This window comes from Bradyrhizobium uaiense, assembly GCF_010811875.1.
Taxonomy (GTDB): Bacteria; Pseudomonadota; Alphaproteobacteria; order Rhizobiales; family Xanthobacteraceae; genus Bradyrhizobium; species Bradyrhizobium uaiense.
Genome location: NZ_VKHP01000238.1, coordinates 1 through 14371 on the forward strand (window position 1 = coordinate 1; position 14371 = coordinate 14371).

The 14371-nt window shown below is 63.5% G+C and carries 17 protein-coding genes and 1 tRNA gene; 13 read left to right on the top strand and 5 right to left on the bottom strand.

Going from position 1 to position 14371, the window contains the following annotated elements; translation table 11 throughout:
- The 7 genes from FNJ47_RS37515 to FNJ47_RS37545 form a co-directional block, all read left to right on the top strand.
- The coding region (locus FNJ47_RS37515) for an EAL domain-containing protein (RefSeq protein ID WP_163160885.1) at positions 1–254 on the top strand (254 nt) is incomplete at its 5' end.
- Between the two features lie 227 nt (positions 255–481).
- Positions 482–760, top strand: coding sequence for a PepSY domain-containing protein (locus FNJ47_RS37520; RefSeq protein ID WP_163160886.1), 279 nt, complete (start codon positions 482–484; stop codon positions 758–760).
- Between the two features lie 22 nt (positions 761–782).
- Positions 783–1340 carry a cytochrome b/b6 domain-containing protein gene (locus FNJ47_RS37525; RefSeq protein ID WP_163160887.1) on the top strand — a complete coding sequence of 186 codons (558 nt, stop codon included), beginning with the start codon at positions 783–785 and terminating at the stop codon, positions 1338–1340.
- A 209-nt stretch (positions 1341–1549) separates the two neighbouring features.
- Positions 1550–3196 carry a hypothetical protein gene (locus FNJ47_RS37530; RefSeq protein ID WP_236000319.1) on the top strand — a complete coding sequence of 549 codons (1647 nt, stop codon included), beginning with the start codon at positions 1550–1552 and terminating at the stop codon, positions 3194–3196.
- 69 nt (positions 3197–3265) lie between these two features.
- Entirely contained in the window at positions 3266–3736 is a 471-nt protein-coding gene (locus FNJ47_RS37535) for an FMN-binding protein (RefSeq protein ID WP_163160888.1), read from the top strand.
- Positions 3717–4625 carry an FAD:protein FMN transferase gene (locus FNJ47_RS37540; protein WP_163160889.1) on the top strand — a complete coding sequence of 303 codons (909 nt, stop codon included), beginning with the start codon at positions 3717–3719 and terminating at the stop codon, positions 4623–4625. The genes FNJ47_RS37535 and FNJ47_RS37540 overlap by 20 nt, the downstream gene beginning before the upstream one ends.
- A 19-nt stretch (positions 4626–4644) precedes the next feature.
- The gene (locus FNJ47_RS37545) at positions 4645–5034 is read left to right on the top strand and encodes a hypothetical protein (protein WP_163160890.1); all 390 of its coding nucleotides are present in this window, start codon (positions 4645–4647) and stop codon (positions 5032–5034) included.
- A 6-nt stretch (positions 5035–5040) separates the two neighbouring features.
- Here FNJ47_RS37545 and FNJ47_RS37550 read toward each other — a convergent pair whose 3' ends face one another.
- Together FNJ47_RS37550 and trxA are read right to left on the bottom strand one after the other, a co-directional pair.
- The gene (locus tag FNJ47_RS37550) at positions 5041–5715 is read right to left on the bottom strand and encodes an LON peptidase substrate-binding domain-containing protein (protein WP_163160891.1); all 675 of its coding nucleotides are present in this window, start codon (positions 5713–5715) and stop codon (positions 5041–5043) included.
- Positions 5716–5745: 30 nt separating this feature from the next.
- Complete coding sequence (gene trxA / locus FNJ47_RS37555) at positions 5746–6666, bottom strand: thioredoxin (RefSeq protein ID WP_175068475.1); 921 nt, start codon at positions 6664–6666, stop codon at positions 5746–5748.
- Positions 6667–6757: 91 nt separating this feature from the next.
- Here trxA and FNJ47_RS37560 point away from each other — a divergent pair, with 91 nt between their 5' ends.
- The 6 genes from FNJ47_RS37560 to FNJ47_RS37580 all read left to right on the top strand — a co-directional run bounded on the left by FNJ47_RS37560 (position 6758) and on the right by FNJ47_RS37580 (position 10802).
- A complete protein-coding gene (locus FNJ47_RS37560; RefSeq protein ID WP_236000320.1) occupies positions 6758–7384 on the top strand; it encodes an SRPBCC family protein in 627 nt (208 codons plus the stop codon).
- A 160-nt stretch (positions 7385–7544) separates the two neighbouring features.
- Positions 7545–7619: transfer RNA gene (locus FNJ47_RS37565), tRNA-Gly, on the top strand.
- A 231-nt stretch (positions 7620–7850) separates the two neighbouring features.
- Positions 7851–8219, top strand: a complete 369-nt coding sequence (locus FNJ47_RS37570; RefSeq protein WP_236000321.1) for a DUF2865 domain-containing protein — start codon at positions 7851–7853, stop codon at positions 8217–8219.
- The gene (locus tag FNJ47_RS51790; protein WP_236000322.1) at positions 8216–8365 is read left to right on the top strand and encodes a cupredoxin domain-containing protein; all 150 of its coding nucleotides are present in this window, start codon (positions 8216–8218) and stop codon (positions 8363–8365) included. The genes FNJ47_RS37570 and FNJ47_RS51790 overlap by 4 nt, the downstream gene beginning before the upstream one ends.
- 372 nt (positions 8366–8737) lie before the next feature.
- Positions 8738–10015 carry a PQQ-dependent sugar dehydrogenase gene (locus FNJ47_RS37575; protein WP_163160892.1) on the top strand — a complete coding sequence of 426 codons (1278 nt, stop codon included), beginning with the start codon at positions 8738–8740 and terminating at the stop codon, positions 10013–10015.
- A 205-nt stretch (positions 10016–10220) separates the two neighbouring features.
- Positions 10221–10802: a c-type cytochrome gene (locus FNJ47_RS37580; protein WP_163160893.1), complete on the top strand. Its 582-nt coding sequence runs from the start codon at positions 10221–10223 to the stop codon at positions 10800–10802.
- 185 nt (positions 10803–10987) lie between these two features.
- On the opposite strand, the gene panE is transcribed toward FNJ47_RS37580, so the two are convergent.
- The 3 genes from panE to FNJ47_RS37595 all read right to left on the bottom strand — a co-directional run bounded on the left by panE (position 10988) and on the right by FNJ47_RS37595 (position 14080).
- Positions 10988–11908 carry a 2-dehydropantoate 2-reductase gene (gene panE / locus FNJ47_RS37585; protein WP_163160894.1) on the bottom strand — a complete coding sequence of 307 codons (921 nt, stop codon included), beginning with the start codon at positions 11906–11908 and terminating at the stop codon, positions 10988–10990.
- A 105-nt stretch (positions 11909–12013) separates the two neighbouring features.
- Positions 12014–12619, bottom strand: coding sequence for a 2-hydroxychromene-2-carboxylate isomerase (locus FNJ47_RS37590; RefSeq protein ID WP_430649449.1), 606 nt, complete (start codon positions 12617–12619; stop codon positions 12014–12016).
- Positions 12620–12730: 111 nt separating this feature from the next.
- Positions 12731–14080, bottom strand: a complete 1350-nt coding sequence (locus tag FNJ47_RS37595) for an MATE family efflux transporter (RefSeq protein ID WP_347341766.1) — start codon at positions 14078–14080, stop codon at positions 12731–12733.
- Positions 14081–14371: the final 291 nt, after the last annotated feature.

The window sequence follows — 14371 nt, forward strand, 5'->3', positions numbered from 1 at the left end:
CCGACGAATCGCGCCGGCTCGCGCGCGCGATCGTTCGCTTTGCGGTCAGCCTCGGCAAGACAACGACGGCCGAGGGCGTCGAAACCAGGGAGCAGCTCGACATCCTCCGCGCCGACGCCTGCGTCGAAGTGCAGGGCTTCCATTTCAGTCCGCCGGTGCAGAGCGAGAAGGTCGCGCAGATGATCGGTGGGCGGACCCCGGCCGTGGCCGAACGCCCGGCGGTTCGTCGCGCGATGGCGGGTGCCGCGTCCTGATCGAAGGCCTGTCTCGGCGGATGGTTGCGCATGAGGCGTAAGGCCGCAGCACGTGGTCAAAACCAAATTGCGCGCGGAGCGCAAAGCGGTTTTCACGGCCGTTAGAATTTCTCTAAAGCCTGCCGCCACCACGCTTCCTTGACTTGGCGATCACCTCAGCATTGTTCACGCATGTGCCCTGCGCGACGGCGTTGTTGGGCATGATCGTCAACGGAGGGGAGATACGCGTGAGAGTGATTTTGAGCGCTGTGCTGGCAGCGAGTGTTCTGGCGCTAACTGGATCGGCGGCGTTCGCCGACGGCTACAAGACCTGCACCAAGCTCGACAAGGCGTCGTGGAAGCCGGCAAGCGATGCCGAAGCCAAGGCCAAGGCCGCCGGCTACGAGGTGCGCCGCTCGAAGGTCGAAGGCACGTGCTACGAAGTCTACGGCGTCAAGGAAGGCAAGCTCTACGAGCTGTTCTACAGCCCGGAGGATCTCAGCCTGAAGCACACGATCGCCAAGTGAAGCACCAAGGGAAGCAGGCGCGATGATGGAGGCGGCGCCCGGCGCCCGCGGCGCGACCAACGTGCAGGTCTGGGACCTGCCGCTGCGGCTCTGGCACTGGGCGCTCGCCATCCTCGTCCTGGTGGCTTGGGTGACGCCGAACGTCTTCGACCGGCTGCACCGGCTGGCCGGCTATGGCGTGATCGCCCTGCTGGCGTTCCGGCTGATCTGGGGCTTTGCCGGCACGCGCTATGCGCGTTTCGGCAAGCTCGGCGTCCGCCTGCGCGCCGCGCCGCGCTATATCTGGAATCTCCGCCGCGGCATCACCGGGCGCTATATCGGGCTCAATCCCGCGGGCACGGTGATGCTGGTGGCGCTGCTGCTCGCGCTCGCGGTGTCCGCGATCACGGGCGCAATGGAAGTCACCGTGACCTTCTTCGGCGTCTGGTGGGTCGAGGACACCCATGCCTATGCCTCGGATGCGGTCATCGTCCTGGCCGGTCTGCACGTGCTCGGCGTCATCGTGGTGGGGTTGCTGCAGCGTCAGAACCTGGTGCGCGCGATGTTCACCGGACGGAAGGCCATTCACCGGCGGCACTAAGCCACGTCGAATCTGTGAGCCCGAGGCCCGCGGACAAATCCTGTGATGTCAAAAACCCCCAGTTTGTTTTTATTCTAATTCTAAAATGGAGTGATTCTAACGGCGAATCACTTCGGGAGGCTTCCGAAACGTTTCGAAAGAATGCTGTGCAGTGCTAGGTGCGCCCTTATGTCGCGGATTTTCGATTTCCGCCGATCCAGGGAGCGCACATGTCATCGCATCACCGCACGGGCTTCGGTGCATCGAAATTCGAGCTTGGCTTCAGATCGAGGCGCGCGGCGCTGCTCGCCGCGACCGCGCTGTCGGTCTTCACCAGCGGCGGCGCCTTCGCTGCAGACGATAGCGCGAATGAGGCATTGCTGAAGAAGCTCGACAAGATGGAGCGGCGCATCGAAGCCCTCGAAGCCGAGTTGAAGGAAAAGGACAGTCATCCTCAGGCCGGCGTCGATGCCAAGCCCTCATCGCGGTCGGCCTCGACCCGCAGCGTCACCGCGACGGCGTCACCCGCCGATGCGAAGGAGCCGACGGACGCAAGGCAGGAAACGAAGGGGAGCAAGGGCAATCTCGCAGCCCAATCCGCAGAGGCGCCCGCCAAGCCGATGCTGAATCTCCCGCCGCTGCCAGCGGCGGGAGACAAGCCCATTCTCGGGTTAGTCGATTCACCCGTGCCCGGCCTCAGCATCGGAGCCTATGGCGAAATCAAGTTCGGCAGCGCGCAAAATCCGGCTGCCAATGGCCAGTGGCAAAAGGGCTTCGATGCCCAGCGCTTCGTCCTGTTGCCGACCTATGCGATCACGCCAAACATCATCTTCAACGCCGAGATCGAGTTCGAGCACGCAGGCTCCGGATTCGACAACGACGACAAGCTCCACGGTACCGCCGAAATCGAGCAGCTCTGGATCGACTTCAAGATCATCGATCAGTTCAACTGGCGTGCGCCGGGTATCGATCTTGTGCCGATCGGCTACTACAACCAGCACCACGAGCCTACGCAGTTCTACAGCGTGAACCGGCCCGAGCTGTATCTCGGCCTCATTCCGTCGACCTGGAAGGTGCCGGCCAGCAGCGTCTACGGGACGATCACCGAAGATCTGAAGTATCAGGTGATGGTTGCGACCAGTAACGAAGACTTCGGCGATTCCTTTGATAATCGCACTGCGGCCAAGACCGTGCCGCTTCCAGGCACACCCTACGCGGCGGGCATCGATGGCCTGAACGCGCTCGCCTTCTCGCGGCCTCCGCTCGGTGATTTCCAGCAGCTCAACAATGCAGTCGCGATCGCCGGACGGTTGGACTTCACGCCGACATTCCTGCCGGGCTTCGCCGGCAGCGTCAGCGGCTATTTCTCGCCGAACACGACGCCGCGCGGGGCGCACGACGATCTCGGCAATTTCCTCGGTCACTCGAGCCTGGCGATGTTCGACGCCGAGTTCCGCTACCGCGTGCCTCAGACCGGCCTCGAGCTTCGCGGCGAGTATGTCCGCGCGGATTTCAGCCATCCGGAGAACCTGCGCGCGAACAACGATTCGGATCCCACCAACAATGTCGGCAAGTCGATGTACGGCTATTCCGGCGAGATCGACTATCACGTGCAGCTCGGCACCATCCTGAACAACGAGTGGGAGGCCGTGCCCTTCTATCGTTACACCTACCAGAACCTGCAGACCGGCGGCTTTGCCGGCACCGATGCCAACCTGCCGACCGGCGCCGGCCAGCGGCAGTACCACACCGCCGGCTTCGCGTTGTTCCCGTCGCCGAAGGTCGTGCTGAAGGCGACTTACCAGCACGTCATCGACAAGAGCATCGCCGGCGCAATGTCGGATTCGTTCCTCGGTGGCGTCGGCTTCTTCTTCTGAGATCAGCGCGGCACGTCGGAGCGAAGCGCCGCCACGGCAAGATATCAAACAACAGGAGTTGCGTGAAAGATGACATGGGTTCGATATACGCTGCCGGCTGCGGCGATCGTGTCGGCTGCTTCGCCGGCCTATGCGGTTCAGTATATGTCGATCGAGGAGGCGCAAAAGCAGGCGTTTCCGTCGGCGACGCATTTCACCGAGGTCCAGGCCGGCCGGGTCTGGAAGGCCGAGGCCGGCGGCAAGGTCGCGGGATTTCTCATCTTCGACCGGGTGATCGGCAAGCACCTGTTCATCGACTATGCGGTGGCGCTGACGCCGGGCGGCGCGGTGCACAGGGTCGAGATCCTGCAATACAGGGAATCCTACGGTGGTGAGGTCAGGAGCCCAAGCTGGCTTGCGCAATTTGTCGGCAAGACCAGCGGCAGTGCGCTCAAGATCAATGGCGACATCAGAAACATCTCCGGCGCGACGCTGTCGTCGACGCATGTCACGGAGGGCGTGAAGAGGATCCTGACCGCCTATGCCAATCGCCTCCGATAGGACGCGCCGCGCGCGCCCGCTGCTCGGCACCTTTGTCGAGATCGAGGTCGCCGCCGCCGGGTCTAGAACGAATGCCGCCATCGACGCCGCATTCGATGCGGTCGCGCAGGTTCATCGGCTGATGAGCTTTCATGAGCGCGACAGCGATGTCAGCCGGCTCAATCGAGAGGCCGGCGTTCGGCCGATGCGGGTTCACGCCTGGACGTTCGAGGTGCTGGAGGCGGCGGTCGAGATGCACCGGCGCTCCGGGGGTGTCTTCGATGTGACCGTTGCACCGGCATTGCAAGCCGTCGGCCTGCTTCCGGGAGCGGACGACGAGCGGGCCGTCGTGCCCGGACCGTGCGTCGGCGATGCGATCGAGTTGCTGCCCGGACGCATCGTGCGCCTTCAAGCGCCCGATACCAGGATCGATCTCGGAGGAATCGCCAAGGGCTTTGCCGTCGACCGTGCCATCGAGGTGTTGCGCGAGTTCGACGTTCCGGCAGGGCTGGTGAATGCCGGCGGCGATCTTCGGGTGTTCGGAGCAGCGGCGCACGCGGTCGATCTGCGCGATCCGCGCGACCCGCTACGCCTGCTTGCGCGTATCGAGATGGCCGGAGAGGCGCTGGCGTCGACGGCGCGCCGATTTGATCTGATGGAGGGCTCGTCTCTGGGCGCTTCTGCGATCATCAATCCCGCGACCGGGGAGCCGGCCGCTGCGATGATCGGCGCCACGATCCGTACGTCGTCATGCATGATTGCCGATGCGCTGACCAAGGTCGTGATGATCTCAGGGACCGGTGCCGGCGACCTGCTCGAGCATTACGAAGCCAGCGCCCTGCTGATCGCGGCCGACGGGGACATTCAGATCACATCCGACTGGTCACAGGCGGTGCACCTTGCGGCTTAAACGTTCATTTCGTTACGCGATGTACGCCGCGTTTGCGGCGCTGTTGCTGACCGGCGCCGGCTGGTTGGTGGCCGATTGGCAAAAGAACGCCGACGGTGCCGAGATATGGCAGCAGATTGCCGCCAACCTGCTGATGATTCATGGCGGTGTCGCCATGCTGGCGCTGCTGTTGCTCGGCGCGCTCGTTCCCGTGCACCTGCTGCGCGCGTGGCGAAGCCGGAAGAATCGCATTTCGGGATCGATCATGGCGACGTTCAATGCCGCGCTGATCGTGACCGCCTTCGGGCTCTACTACCTCGGTTCGGAGGTGGTCAGGCCCTGGATGAGCTGGATCCACCTCAGCGTGGGGTTTGCCCTGTCGCTGATGTTTCCGCTTCATATCTGGTTTGGTCGGCGAGAGTTGCGGTGACGGCCCTTATTGCACCGGCGGGTCGCCGCTGGTGCGTTTCTTGGCGAGGTCCATCTCGGTGATCGCGATCAGGATCTCGGCGCGGGTCTTCAGGTCAGGCGCTTCGAGCATCGCCTGCTTCTCGGCGGATCCATAGGGCGACATCATCGCCAGCGCATTGACCAGCGCCTCGTTGGGCGCGGACTCGATTCCTTCCCAGTCGACCTTCAGATTGTTGGCTTCCAGGAAATCGGCGAGCACCTCGAGCAGCGCCTTGCGGTCGACGGCGTCCTCGCCCTTGCGTGCGGTGAAGTCGCCGGTGAACGAGAAGAAGTCGACCTTGCATTGCCGGTACGGCGTCTGCACCGTCAGCTCCTCGACGATCTTGAAGCGCGAGACGCCGGTCAGCTCGAGGATGTAGCGGCCGTCGCCGGATTCGGCGAGCTGGGTGATGCGGCCGACGCAGCCGATGCGGAACAGCACCGGCTTCGCCTCCTTCTGGGAATGCGCCGCATCGGGCTGGATCATGCCGATCAGGCGGTGGCCGTCACGCAGCGCGTCGTCGATCATCGCGAGATAGCGCGGCTCGAAGATGTTGAGCGGCATCTGGCCGCGCGGCAGCAGCAGCGCGCCCGGCAGCGGGAACACCGGGATGATCTCCGGGAGCTCGCCGGGCCCGCGATATTCGGCATTGATCGGCATCTACGGTCCCGCTGCTGTGACGGGCGTGCTTTACGAGAACAGGATCGTCGACAACCGCCTGCGCCCCTCGACGGTTGCCTCATCGGTGCCGCCCCACGCCTCGAAGAACTGCACCAGCTGTTTGCGCGCGCCGTCGTCGTTCCACTTGCGGTCGCGCTTGACGATGGCGAGCAATTGCTCGGTCGCCTCCGTGCGCTTGTTCATGGCATTGAGCGCGGTCGCGAGATCGAATCGGGCCTGATGATCGAGCGGGTTTGCGGCGACTTTCTGTTCCAGCTCCGCGATCGGACCGACCGACTGCGCCTGTTCGGCGAGATCGATCGCCGCCTGCACCGCCTTCACCGCGGCGTCGTTGCGCTTCGATTCCGGAACCATCGCCAGCGTCTGCTTGGCCTGCTCGACCGCACCCGAGGTGACGTAGCATTTGGCAAGGCCGGCGAGCGCCCCGATGTTGGTGGCGTCGTGGGCCAGCACCTCGGCATAGATCTGTGCGGCCTGGGCAGCGTCGCCCTCGGCAAGCGCGGCGTCGGCCTCGGCCAGGATCTCGGTGAGATTGGGCTCGCCGGCGGCGGGCACGCCCTTGGTGATCTTCTCGATGAAGGCGTTGACCTGGCTCTCCGGCACCGCGCCCATGAAGCCGTCGGCGGGCTGGCCGTTGACGAAGGCGATCACGGCCGGGATCGACTGGATGCCCATCTGGCCCGGGATCTGCGGATGCTCGTCGATGTTCATCTTGACCAGCTTGACCCGGCCCTTGGCGTTGTTGACCGCCTTTTCCAGCATCGGCGTGAGTTGGCGGCAGGGACCGCACCACGGCGCCCAGAAGTCGATCATCACCGGCTGCCGGCGCGATTCCTCGATGACGTCCTTGACGAAGGTCTGGGTCGTCGTCTCCTTGATCAGATCGGGCGCTGCCTGGGGCGTGGGGCCGCCTTGCTCCATTATCGTCACGTTGTCCTCGCCTGGTCTTCTGAGGTCAAAAAATATGGGGCGTTCTAGCACGCTCCGCACGGCCGGTTCAGCCGTTCTGTCAGGCTAGAGCATGATCCCGGAAAAGTGGGAACCGGTTTTCCGAGGGATCATGCCCAGTAAATGGCGGTCGGCCAGAAAAATTCAATCGCTTGCCGGCCGTCCCGTTCCATCGGAGATCGGGTGGGTCGGCGCCCCGGAACAGCCGATGATGGCGGTCCTTCATGGCTCCATGGGATTGCCGATGGCAAAGGCCTATTACAGCACCGTGTTCGAGCAGCCGGCCGGCGAGGTCTGGAAAATCATCCGCGATTTCAATAATTACCCGGTCTGGGTCCATGGTGCTGCCACGAGCGAGATCGAGGGCGGCAAATCCGGCGACACCGTCGGTGCGGTGCGCAACGTGCTGTACCGGGAGCGTCGGATCCGGCAGCGGCTGCTCGCTCAATCCGACATCGAGCGCTTCCAGACCTACGAATTTGCCGACAGCCCGACCCTGCCGGTGACGGATTTCAGCGCGACCCTGCGGGTGACCCCGGTGGTCGACGGCGACCGGGCCTTTATCGAATGGTGGGCGGTGTTCGATTGCGACGCCGGCAGCCGCGTCGAACTGGCGCAGACGCTGACCGGCTGGTTCGAGACCTGGCTCGAATCGCTCCGGGACGAGATGGCTTTGAGGCCCGTTCCGGCGGAAAGGTGAAAAGAAATCGGCGGCGTGGTCGATTTCGGCCGATTCGAGGTCGATTTTTAAGGAAACCGCGCAATTTCGTGAGGCTCGGACCGCGCTCTTGTGTTGCATTCACAGACAGCATTTGGCATAGGTCTGCCGTTGCCGGCGAGCGATCGCCGCCATTTCGGATGCGGGTGTAGCTCAGTGGTAGAGCACGACCTTGCCAAGGTCGGGGTCGAGGGTTCGAGCCCCTTCGCCCGCTCCAAATATCTCGCTGACCGAGCTGACAGTCTGATGAAGGCCCGCCCATTGGTGCGGGCTTTTTGGTGTTCGGACGGCACCACGATCGCGCGGTCAGGATGCCGCGGCCGGCGATAGCCGTTTCGGGTCCGGTTGGCCGCCAAAACGGTGCTTTCTCAAAACTGAAAGATATCTGTGGTTGTGTCGGCGTTGAAGTGGCTGCCGCTCGCTCCTCGACGCGGCAAGCAAGTGAATGATGTCGATCAGCTGGAAGCCAGATCCCGTGTTGAACCGCCGCCTGGCGCGCGCATGCGTTGCAGCGCTGGTGGTGCTCGTCGGCATCTCGACATCTCCGCCGGCTTCGGCGCAGCAACTGCCGAGCGACTCGGCGTATGCCCCGGCGCCCGGTTTCTTTCCCGTACCTGGCTTTGTTACGGCGCCCGGCCTTGATCCCGCGGAGCGGCCGCGGCCGCGGGTCTACATCACGACGCGATCGCAACTGGGCGGCCGGCAGAACTTCTGCGTCAGAACCTGCGATGGCCGCCTCTTCCCGCTGTCGCGTGTTGCTCGTGCAGCGCCGGCGCCTCCACCGGCCTGTCGCCGATTGCGATCGAGGACGACATGACGCTTCGCACCGGTGACATCATCGCCGCCGATGACGGCTTCAAGATCGCGGCGATCTCCAGCGGGCAGCGGCGCAGCGTGTTGTTCAGGCCGTTGTCGAAAGCAAAAGTGCAGGCGCTCGGCCTCGCCCGCCTCTCATCGCGCTAAAGCATGATCCGGAAAAATGCGAAGCGGTTTTCCGAAAAGATCATGCTCAAACAAGGAGCTAAAGCGCGATGACGCTTCAACCTGATCTCATCGCGCTTTAGTTGGCGCGATCATCGGCGTTAGCTTCATTCGAATATTACGCTGCGGTGCAGAATGCCTTGTTATCAGGCAGGCTCGTGCAGGAAAATTTGATCTCAAATTTCGTCTCAACTTGTTTTGACGCAGCGCACACCGCTGCATGCGCTTTTCAGCGTCGATGGATGTGCTACCATTTTGCCGTCTGACCTACCTCACAGACCGCCACCTCATCTCTCACGGCGTTCAAAATCAATAACAGGCAAGCTGCAACGGCTTGCGTAGGGGAGTGACGCGATGAAGTCCGCTTTCAATCGATCAATACTTGCGTTCGCGGCGATAGCGCTGCTGGCGGGGACAAGCTTTGCCAATGCGCAGCAACAAACGGACAAGAGCCGGGCGCTGAAGAAGTACGAATCGGGCACCAAGGAATTCTGGACTCATCCGCCGGATGACTGGTTCCTCGGCGACGAGACCGAGGCGCAGAAGGGCCTTGCTCCGCCGTCCGGTCCGCCGACCGGCGCGTCCGACGCCGAGCTCGCCACCATGATGAAGAAGATCAAGTTGCCGGCTGGCTTCAAGATCGAGGTCTATGCCTCGAACGTGCTCGCGGCGCGGCAGATGGCCTGGGGCGACAAGGGCACGCTGTTCGTCGGCTCGTTCGGCCTGGGCAACGTCTATGCGATCAAGGACAACAACGGCAAGAAAGAGGTCAAGACCATCCTCAAGGGCCTCAACATGCCGACCGGCCTCGCCTTCCGCGACGGCGCGCTCTACGTGATCGCGGTCGACAAGCTGATCAAGTACGACAATGCCGAAGCCAATCTCGACAACCTCGGCAGCGGCAAGGTGGTGTATGACGACATGCCGTCCTACGCGGCGCATGGCTGGAAATACATCGCCGTCGACAAGGACGGCTGGTTCTACATTCCGTTCGGACCTCCCTTCAACATCGGCATCCCGCCGACCTCGGTGTCGCAGATCCGCCGCGTCGATCCCAAGACCGGCAATGCGGAGATCTGGGCGCTCGGCGTACGCAACTCGGTCGGCGGCGACGTCGATCCGCGCACCGGCAAGTACTGGTTCACCGAAAACGCCCGCGACTGGATCAGCGACGATCTGCCGAGCGACAAGCTCAACATGATCTCGAAGATCGGCGAGCACTTCGGTTATCCCTATTGCCACCAGGGCAACCTGCCGGACACCAAGTTCGCGATGGGTCACAAGTGCTCGGAGTTCACCCCGCCGGTGTACAATCTCGGTGCGCACGTGGCTCCGCTCGGCATGAAGTTCTATACCGGCAGCCAATTCCCGGCCGACTACAAGAACGCAATCCTGATCGCCGAGCACGGCTCCTGGAACAGGCATAAGTACCAGGGCGGCCGCATCGTGAAGATCACCGCGAGCCCCGACGGCAAGAACGCCAAGCAGGAAGTCTTCGCGTCCGGCTGGATCGAGGGCGACCAGGGCTATCTCGGCCGTCCCGCCGATATCCTGCTCGACAAGGATGGCTCCATCCTCGTCGCCGACGATTGGGCCGGTGCGATCTATCGCATCAGCTACAGCAAGAAGTAACGGCTGAACCAATGCGGGGCTGCGGTAGCCGTGAGGCGACCGCAGCCTCAATCGCGATCAGCTAACGGAACCACCTCGTCATGCCCGGACTTGATCCGGGCATCCATCCAACCAAGAAACCTTCATCAAGCCAGATGGATTGCCGGGGCATCCTCGATCAGGTCGAGGACAGGCGCCCGGCAATGACATGCGGAGAAAACTGGCAATGCACGTCGTGTCCCTCGGAATGCTGTTCGCGTCGGCGATCGCGCTGACTTCGTTTGCCCAGGCCGCGGACAATGCCGCCGTCAAGGAGAAGGCGGATGTCTGCGCCGGTTGCCACGGCGACAACGGCATCTCGCAGACCGAGAACATTCCCTCGCTGGCCGGCCAGCTCGACCAGTTCATCCAATGGCAGCTGGTGTTCTTCCGCGCCGGCGCGCGCAAGAATGAGCAGATGCAGCCGATCGTCGAGCAGCTCAGCAACGAGGACATCCGCAATCTCGGCGCCTATTTCGCGCAGCTTCCGCCGTTCAAGGGCGGCAAGGACGACAATCCGGACTTGTCCGAAAAGGGCAAGCAGGCCGCGGCCGGTCGCCGCTGCGCCTCATGCCATGGCGATGGCTTTGCCGGCACCAAGGCGGTCGCCCGCATTGCCGGCCAGCGCGAGGAATATCTCGTCAAGGCGCTGCATGATTACAAGTCCGGGCAACGCTCCGGCGGCGCGCAGGCCGCGATGGCCGATGTGGCCTATCCGCTGAGCGACGAGGAGATCACCGCGCTCGCGCATTATCTGTCGCATTTGTAGCCGCAAAAAAGATGGTGTCGTCCCTGCCTAGTGCGCAATTGCGCACGGGAGCAGGGACCCATAACCACCGGCTTCAATTGTGTTGAACGGATATCAACCCGCACCCGCCTCAAATCGAGAAGCCGCGGTGTATGGGTCCCTGCTTTCGCAGGGACGACGGGGACAGTGCATCCAGGCTGCAGGACTTAGCCAACCCGCTGCTTCTCATACGCCTTCAGATGCGTGTACGCCGTGCGCAGCTTCGGCACCGGGATCTTGGCGGCGTCCGCGCGCACGATCAGGTCGCCGATCACGTGATCGGCCTCGACCGGCAGCCCCGCCTTGATGTCGCGGAACATCGATGCGGTCATCGGCGAGCCCTCGGCGGTCAAGAGCCCGCGGGTGCGCTGGAAGAACGGGCCGCCCGGCGCATGGCCGGCGTCGGCGGCGATCGCGGTGCATTCGTCGAGAATGCCGAGCAGGAAATCCTTGCCGCCGGGCGCGGCCAGGATGTTGCCGACCGAGGTCCGCATCAGGCTGGTGGAAGCGGCGAGCGATGCCAAAAACACCCACTTCTCCCACATGTCCTGCATGATGTGATCGCTGGCGGTCGCGCCGTTGACGACGGAGAACGTGTCGGCGATCGCGCGCACCCGATCCGACATGCCGCCGGCGCGCTCGCCGAAATTGAGCGACTGCATCGGCTGCAGCTGCACCACCTCGCGCTTCTCGTTCAGGGTCGCCGCGATCGCGCAGAGGCCGCCGAGCACATGCTGGGCGCCGAACCTCTTGTCCAGCGCATCGAGATGCAGCATGCCGTTGAGCAGCGGGATGATCGCGGTCTTGTCGCCGACCGCGGGCGCAAACGACTTGATCGCGTCCTCGAGATCGAACGCCTTGCAGCTCAGCAGCACCACGTCGAACTTGTCCGAGAGCTTGTCGGCCTGCACGGTCGGCGGATTGCTCAGCGTGACATCGCCGTTCGGGCTCTTGATCACGAGCCCGGCCGAGGCGAGCTCGGAGGCGCGGCGGGGGCGCACCAGGAAGGTGACGTCGCGGCCGCCCTGAAGCATCCGGCCACCGAAATAACCGCCGATCGCACCGGCGCCGACCACGAGAACGCGCATGGGAATTTGTCCTTCTTTGTTGTTGCCTTGAACGGGGCGTGAATAGCGAATGGCGAGTGGCGAATAGATACTCCATTCGCTATTCGCTACTCACTATTCCCCCTTTCACTTTCCCGACACCAGTTCCTCGACTTCGCGCAGCTGCTCCTTGCCGAAGAAGATCTCCTTGCCGACGAAGAAGGTCGGCGAGCCGAACGCGCCGCGCTCGACGGCAGACTGGGTGTATTCGATCAGCTTGCCCTTGACGTCGGCGTCCTGTGCCCGCGCAAACAGTTTGGCGGCATCGAGGCCGGAGGAGGCGAGCGCTTTGCCGGCGACCTCCGGGTCGTCCATCTTCTTCGGCTCGACCCACATGTGGTGGAAGGCCGCCTCGATATATTTCTCGAACACGCCTTCGAGCTGGGCGGCGACCGCCGCACGCATCAGGTTCAGCGTGTTGACCGGGAAGAACGGGTTCCAGGTGTAGGGCTTGACGTTGAAGCGCTTGAGGAAGCGCTCGGTCTCGATCTTCATGAACTCGGGCTTGTTCTTGACGCCCGCCAGCGTCTCGGCGGGCGACTTGTTGTTGGTGGCCTTGAAGATGCCGCCGAGCAGGACCGGGACATATTCGAATTTGACGCCGGTGCGCTTTTCGATCGCCGGGATCGCCTCGTGGCTGAGGAAAGCGTTGGGGCTGCCGAAATCGAACAGGAATTGCGGATTTTGGCTCACGGCGGTCTCTCCCTCGGCTTGTTTAGTCTGGGCTCGTTGTAGCATGGGCCTGCTGCCGCAGGCGCCATCCGTAGAATATGATAATCATCATGTGAGCCGCGACGCGCGATGTCAAATCAGCCGCTTGATGGTCTGCTTGCGCCATACCAGGGCGTAATAGGCCATCTGCAGCACGAACATGGTGGCGAAGGTGGCGGGATAGGCGATCCAGATGCCGCTGATGCCGATGGCGCGGCTGAGCAGGATCGCGACAGGCACCTCGACCAGCGCCATCGCCAGGATCGAGATGAACAGCGGCATCCATACCGTGCCGCCGGCGCGCATCGCCCCGGAAAACACCGTCGCCATGCCGAACAGCACCATGCTCCAGAGCACGATGTACAGAAGCTGCTGCGCCAGCGCGAGCACCGCGCCGTCGACGATGAAGAAGCCCATCAGCGGCCGCGCGAAGAGATAGCCGAGCACGACCAGTCCACCGGTGAGCGCGAGGTTCATCTCGAGCCCGGTCCGGACGATGGCGCCGACCCGGCCGGAATCGCCGCGGCCGATCGCCTGCGCGCCGAAGATAGAGGTGGTGATGGCAATCGAGATCGCGGGAAACTGCACATAGCCGATCACCTGGTTGACCGCGCCATAGGCGGCGGTGGCGTCCGAGCCGAAGCCGTTGACGAGGCCGAGCAGCACCAGCTCGGCGAGCGAGACCACCACCATGCCGATCGCTGTGGGAATACCGAGCCGCAGCACGATGCGCAGCAGCGCGCCGTTCGGCCGCATCGCGCGCAGGAACGCCGCGTCGAAGGCAAGCGGATGCTTGTGCCTGAGCATGTGGACATGCAGCCAGAGCAGCGTGACCACGCCCGAGACCGCGGAGGCGATTGCGGCACTGGCGACGCCGAGCATCGGCAGGCCGAGCCAGCCGCGGATCAGCGCCGGCGTGACCACGAGGCCGACGACGGTCGAGACCGTCAGCGCCAGCAGCGGCGTCACGGTGTCGCCGACGCCGCGCATCATGGCCGCGAGCAGCAGGAAGCCGAACGTGACGGGCATCGTGATCATCATGATCCGCGCATAGGACACCGCGGCGTCGAGCACGTCGGGCGGCGTGGCGAGCGCGATCAAGAGCGGGCGCGCGAACACGCCGCCGAGGATTGCGATCGCCAGCGCAAGCAGCAGCGTCACGGTCATGGTCGTGCCGGCAACTGCCTTCACCCGGTCGGGCTCGCCGGCGCCCCAGGCCTGGCCGATCATGACCGAGGCGCCGGCGCTCAGCCCGATCACGAAGGAGATGAAGAAGAACATCACCGGGAAGAACACCGACGCCGCGGCAAGCGCGTCGACCCCGATCATCTGGCCGAGATAGACGCCGTTGATGGTGCCGAACAGCGATTGCAGCACGTTGCTCAGCAGCATCGGCGCGAGGAAGAACAGGAAGGATTTGCGTAGGGAGGGAGGGCTGGACACGTTGAAATTCCAAAAATTGGCTAGGCACCTGGCTGGTGCGTCTTAGATCAGGCGGCACACTCGCTGTACCTCTCCCGCTTGCGGGGGAGGTCGGATCGCATCGTCAGATGCGATCCGGGTGGGGGCTTTCTCCACCGGAAAGAATCTCTTCGCGGCGAGACCCCACCCCCGCCCTCCCCCGCAAGCGAGAGAAGGAGCGCAGCTCGCTCGCGGCTGCTCGTCGGCGAAGGTTCATCGCGGGCTAGTCCGCGTGCTCGCTACAGGCGAGCTTGATAGTGTGATCGCGTCTAT

Excerpts from the sequence above, each read along its gene's own strand:
- FNJ47_RS37525 (WP_163160887.1), top strand. The coding sequence starts at position 783 with ATGATGGAGGCGGCGCCCGGCGCCCGCGGCGCGACCAACGTGCAGGTC.
- FNJ47_RS37530 (WP_236000319.1), top strand. The coding sequence starts at position 1,550 with ATGTCATCGCATCACCGCACGGGCTTCGGTGCATCGAAATTCGAGCTT.
- FNJ47_RS37535 (WP_163160888.1), top strand. The coding sequence starts at position 3,266 with ATGACATGGGTTCGATATACGCTGCCGGCTGCGGCGATCGTGTCGGCT.
- FNJ47_RS37540 (WP_163160889.1), top strand. The coding sequence starts at position 3,717 with ATGCCAATCGCCTCCGATAGGACGCGCCGCGCGCGCCCGCTGCTCGGC.
- FNJ47_RS37545 (WP_163160890.1), top strand. The coding sequence starts at position 4,645 with ATGTACGCCGCGTTTGCGGCGCTGTTGCTGACCGGCGCCGGCTGGTTG.
- FNJ47_RS37550 (WP_163160891.1), bottom strand. The coding sequence starts at position 5,715 with ATGCCGATCAATGCCGAATATCGCGGGCCCGGCGAGCTCCCGGAGATC.
- FNJ47_RS37560 (WP_236000320.1), top strand. The coding sequence starts at position 6,758 with ATGATCCCGGAAAAGTGGGAACCGGTTTTCCGAGGGATCATGCCCAGT.
- FNJ47_RS37570 (WP_236000321.1), top strand. The coding sequence starts at position 7,851 with ATGTCGATCAGCTGGAAGCCAGATCCCGTGTTGAACCGCCGCCTGGCG.
- FNJ47_RS51790 (WP_236000322.1), top strand. The coding sequence starts at position 8,216 with ATGACGCTTCGCACCGGTGACATCATCGCCGCCGATGACGGCTTCAAG.
- FNJ47_RS37575 (WP_163160892.1), top strand. The coding sequence starts at position 8,738 with ATGAAGTCCGCTTTCAATCGATCAATACTTGCGTTCGCGGCGATAGCG.
- FNJ47_RS37580 (WP_163160893.1), top strand. The coding sequence starts at position 10,221 with ATGCACGTCGTGTCCCTCGGAATGCTGTTCGCGTCGGCGATCGCGCTG.
- panE (WP_163160894.1), bottom strand. The coding sequence starts at position 11,908 with ATGCGCGTTCTCGTGGTCGGCGCCGGTGCGATCGGCGGTTATTTCGGT.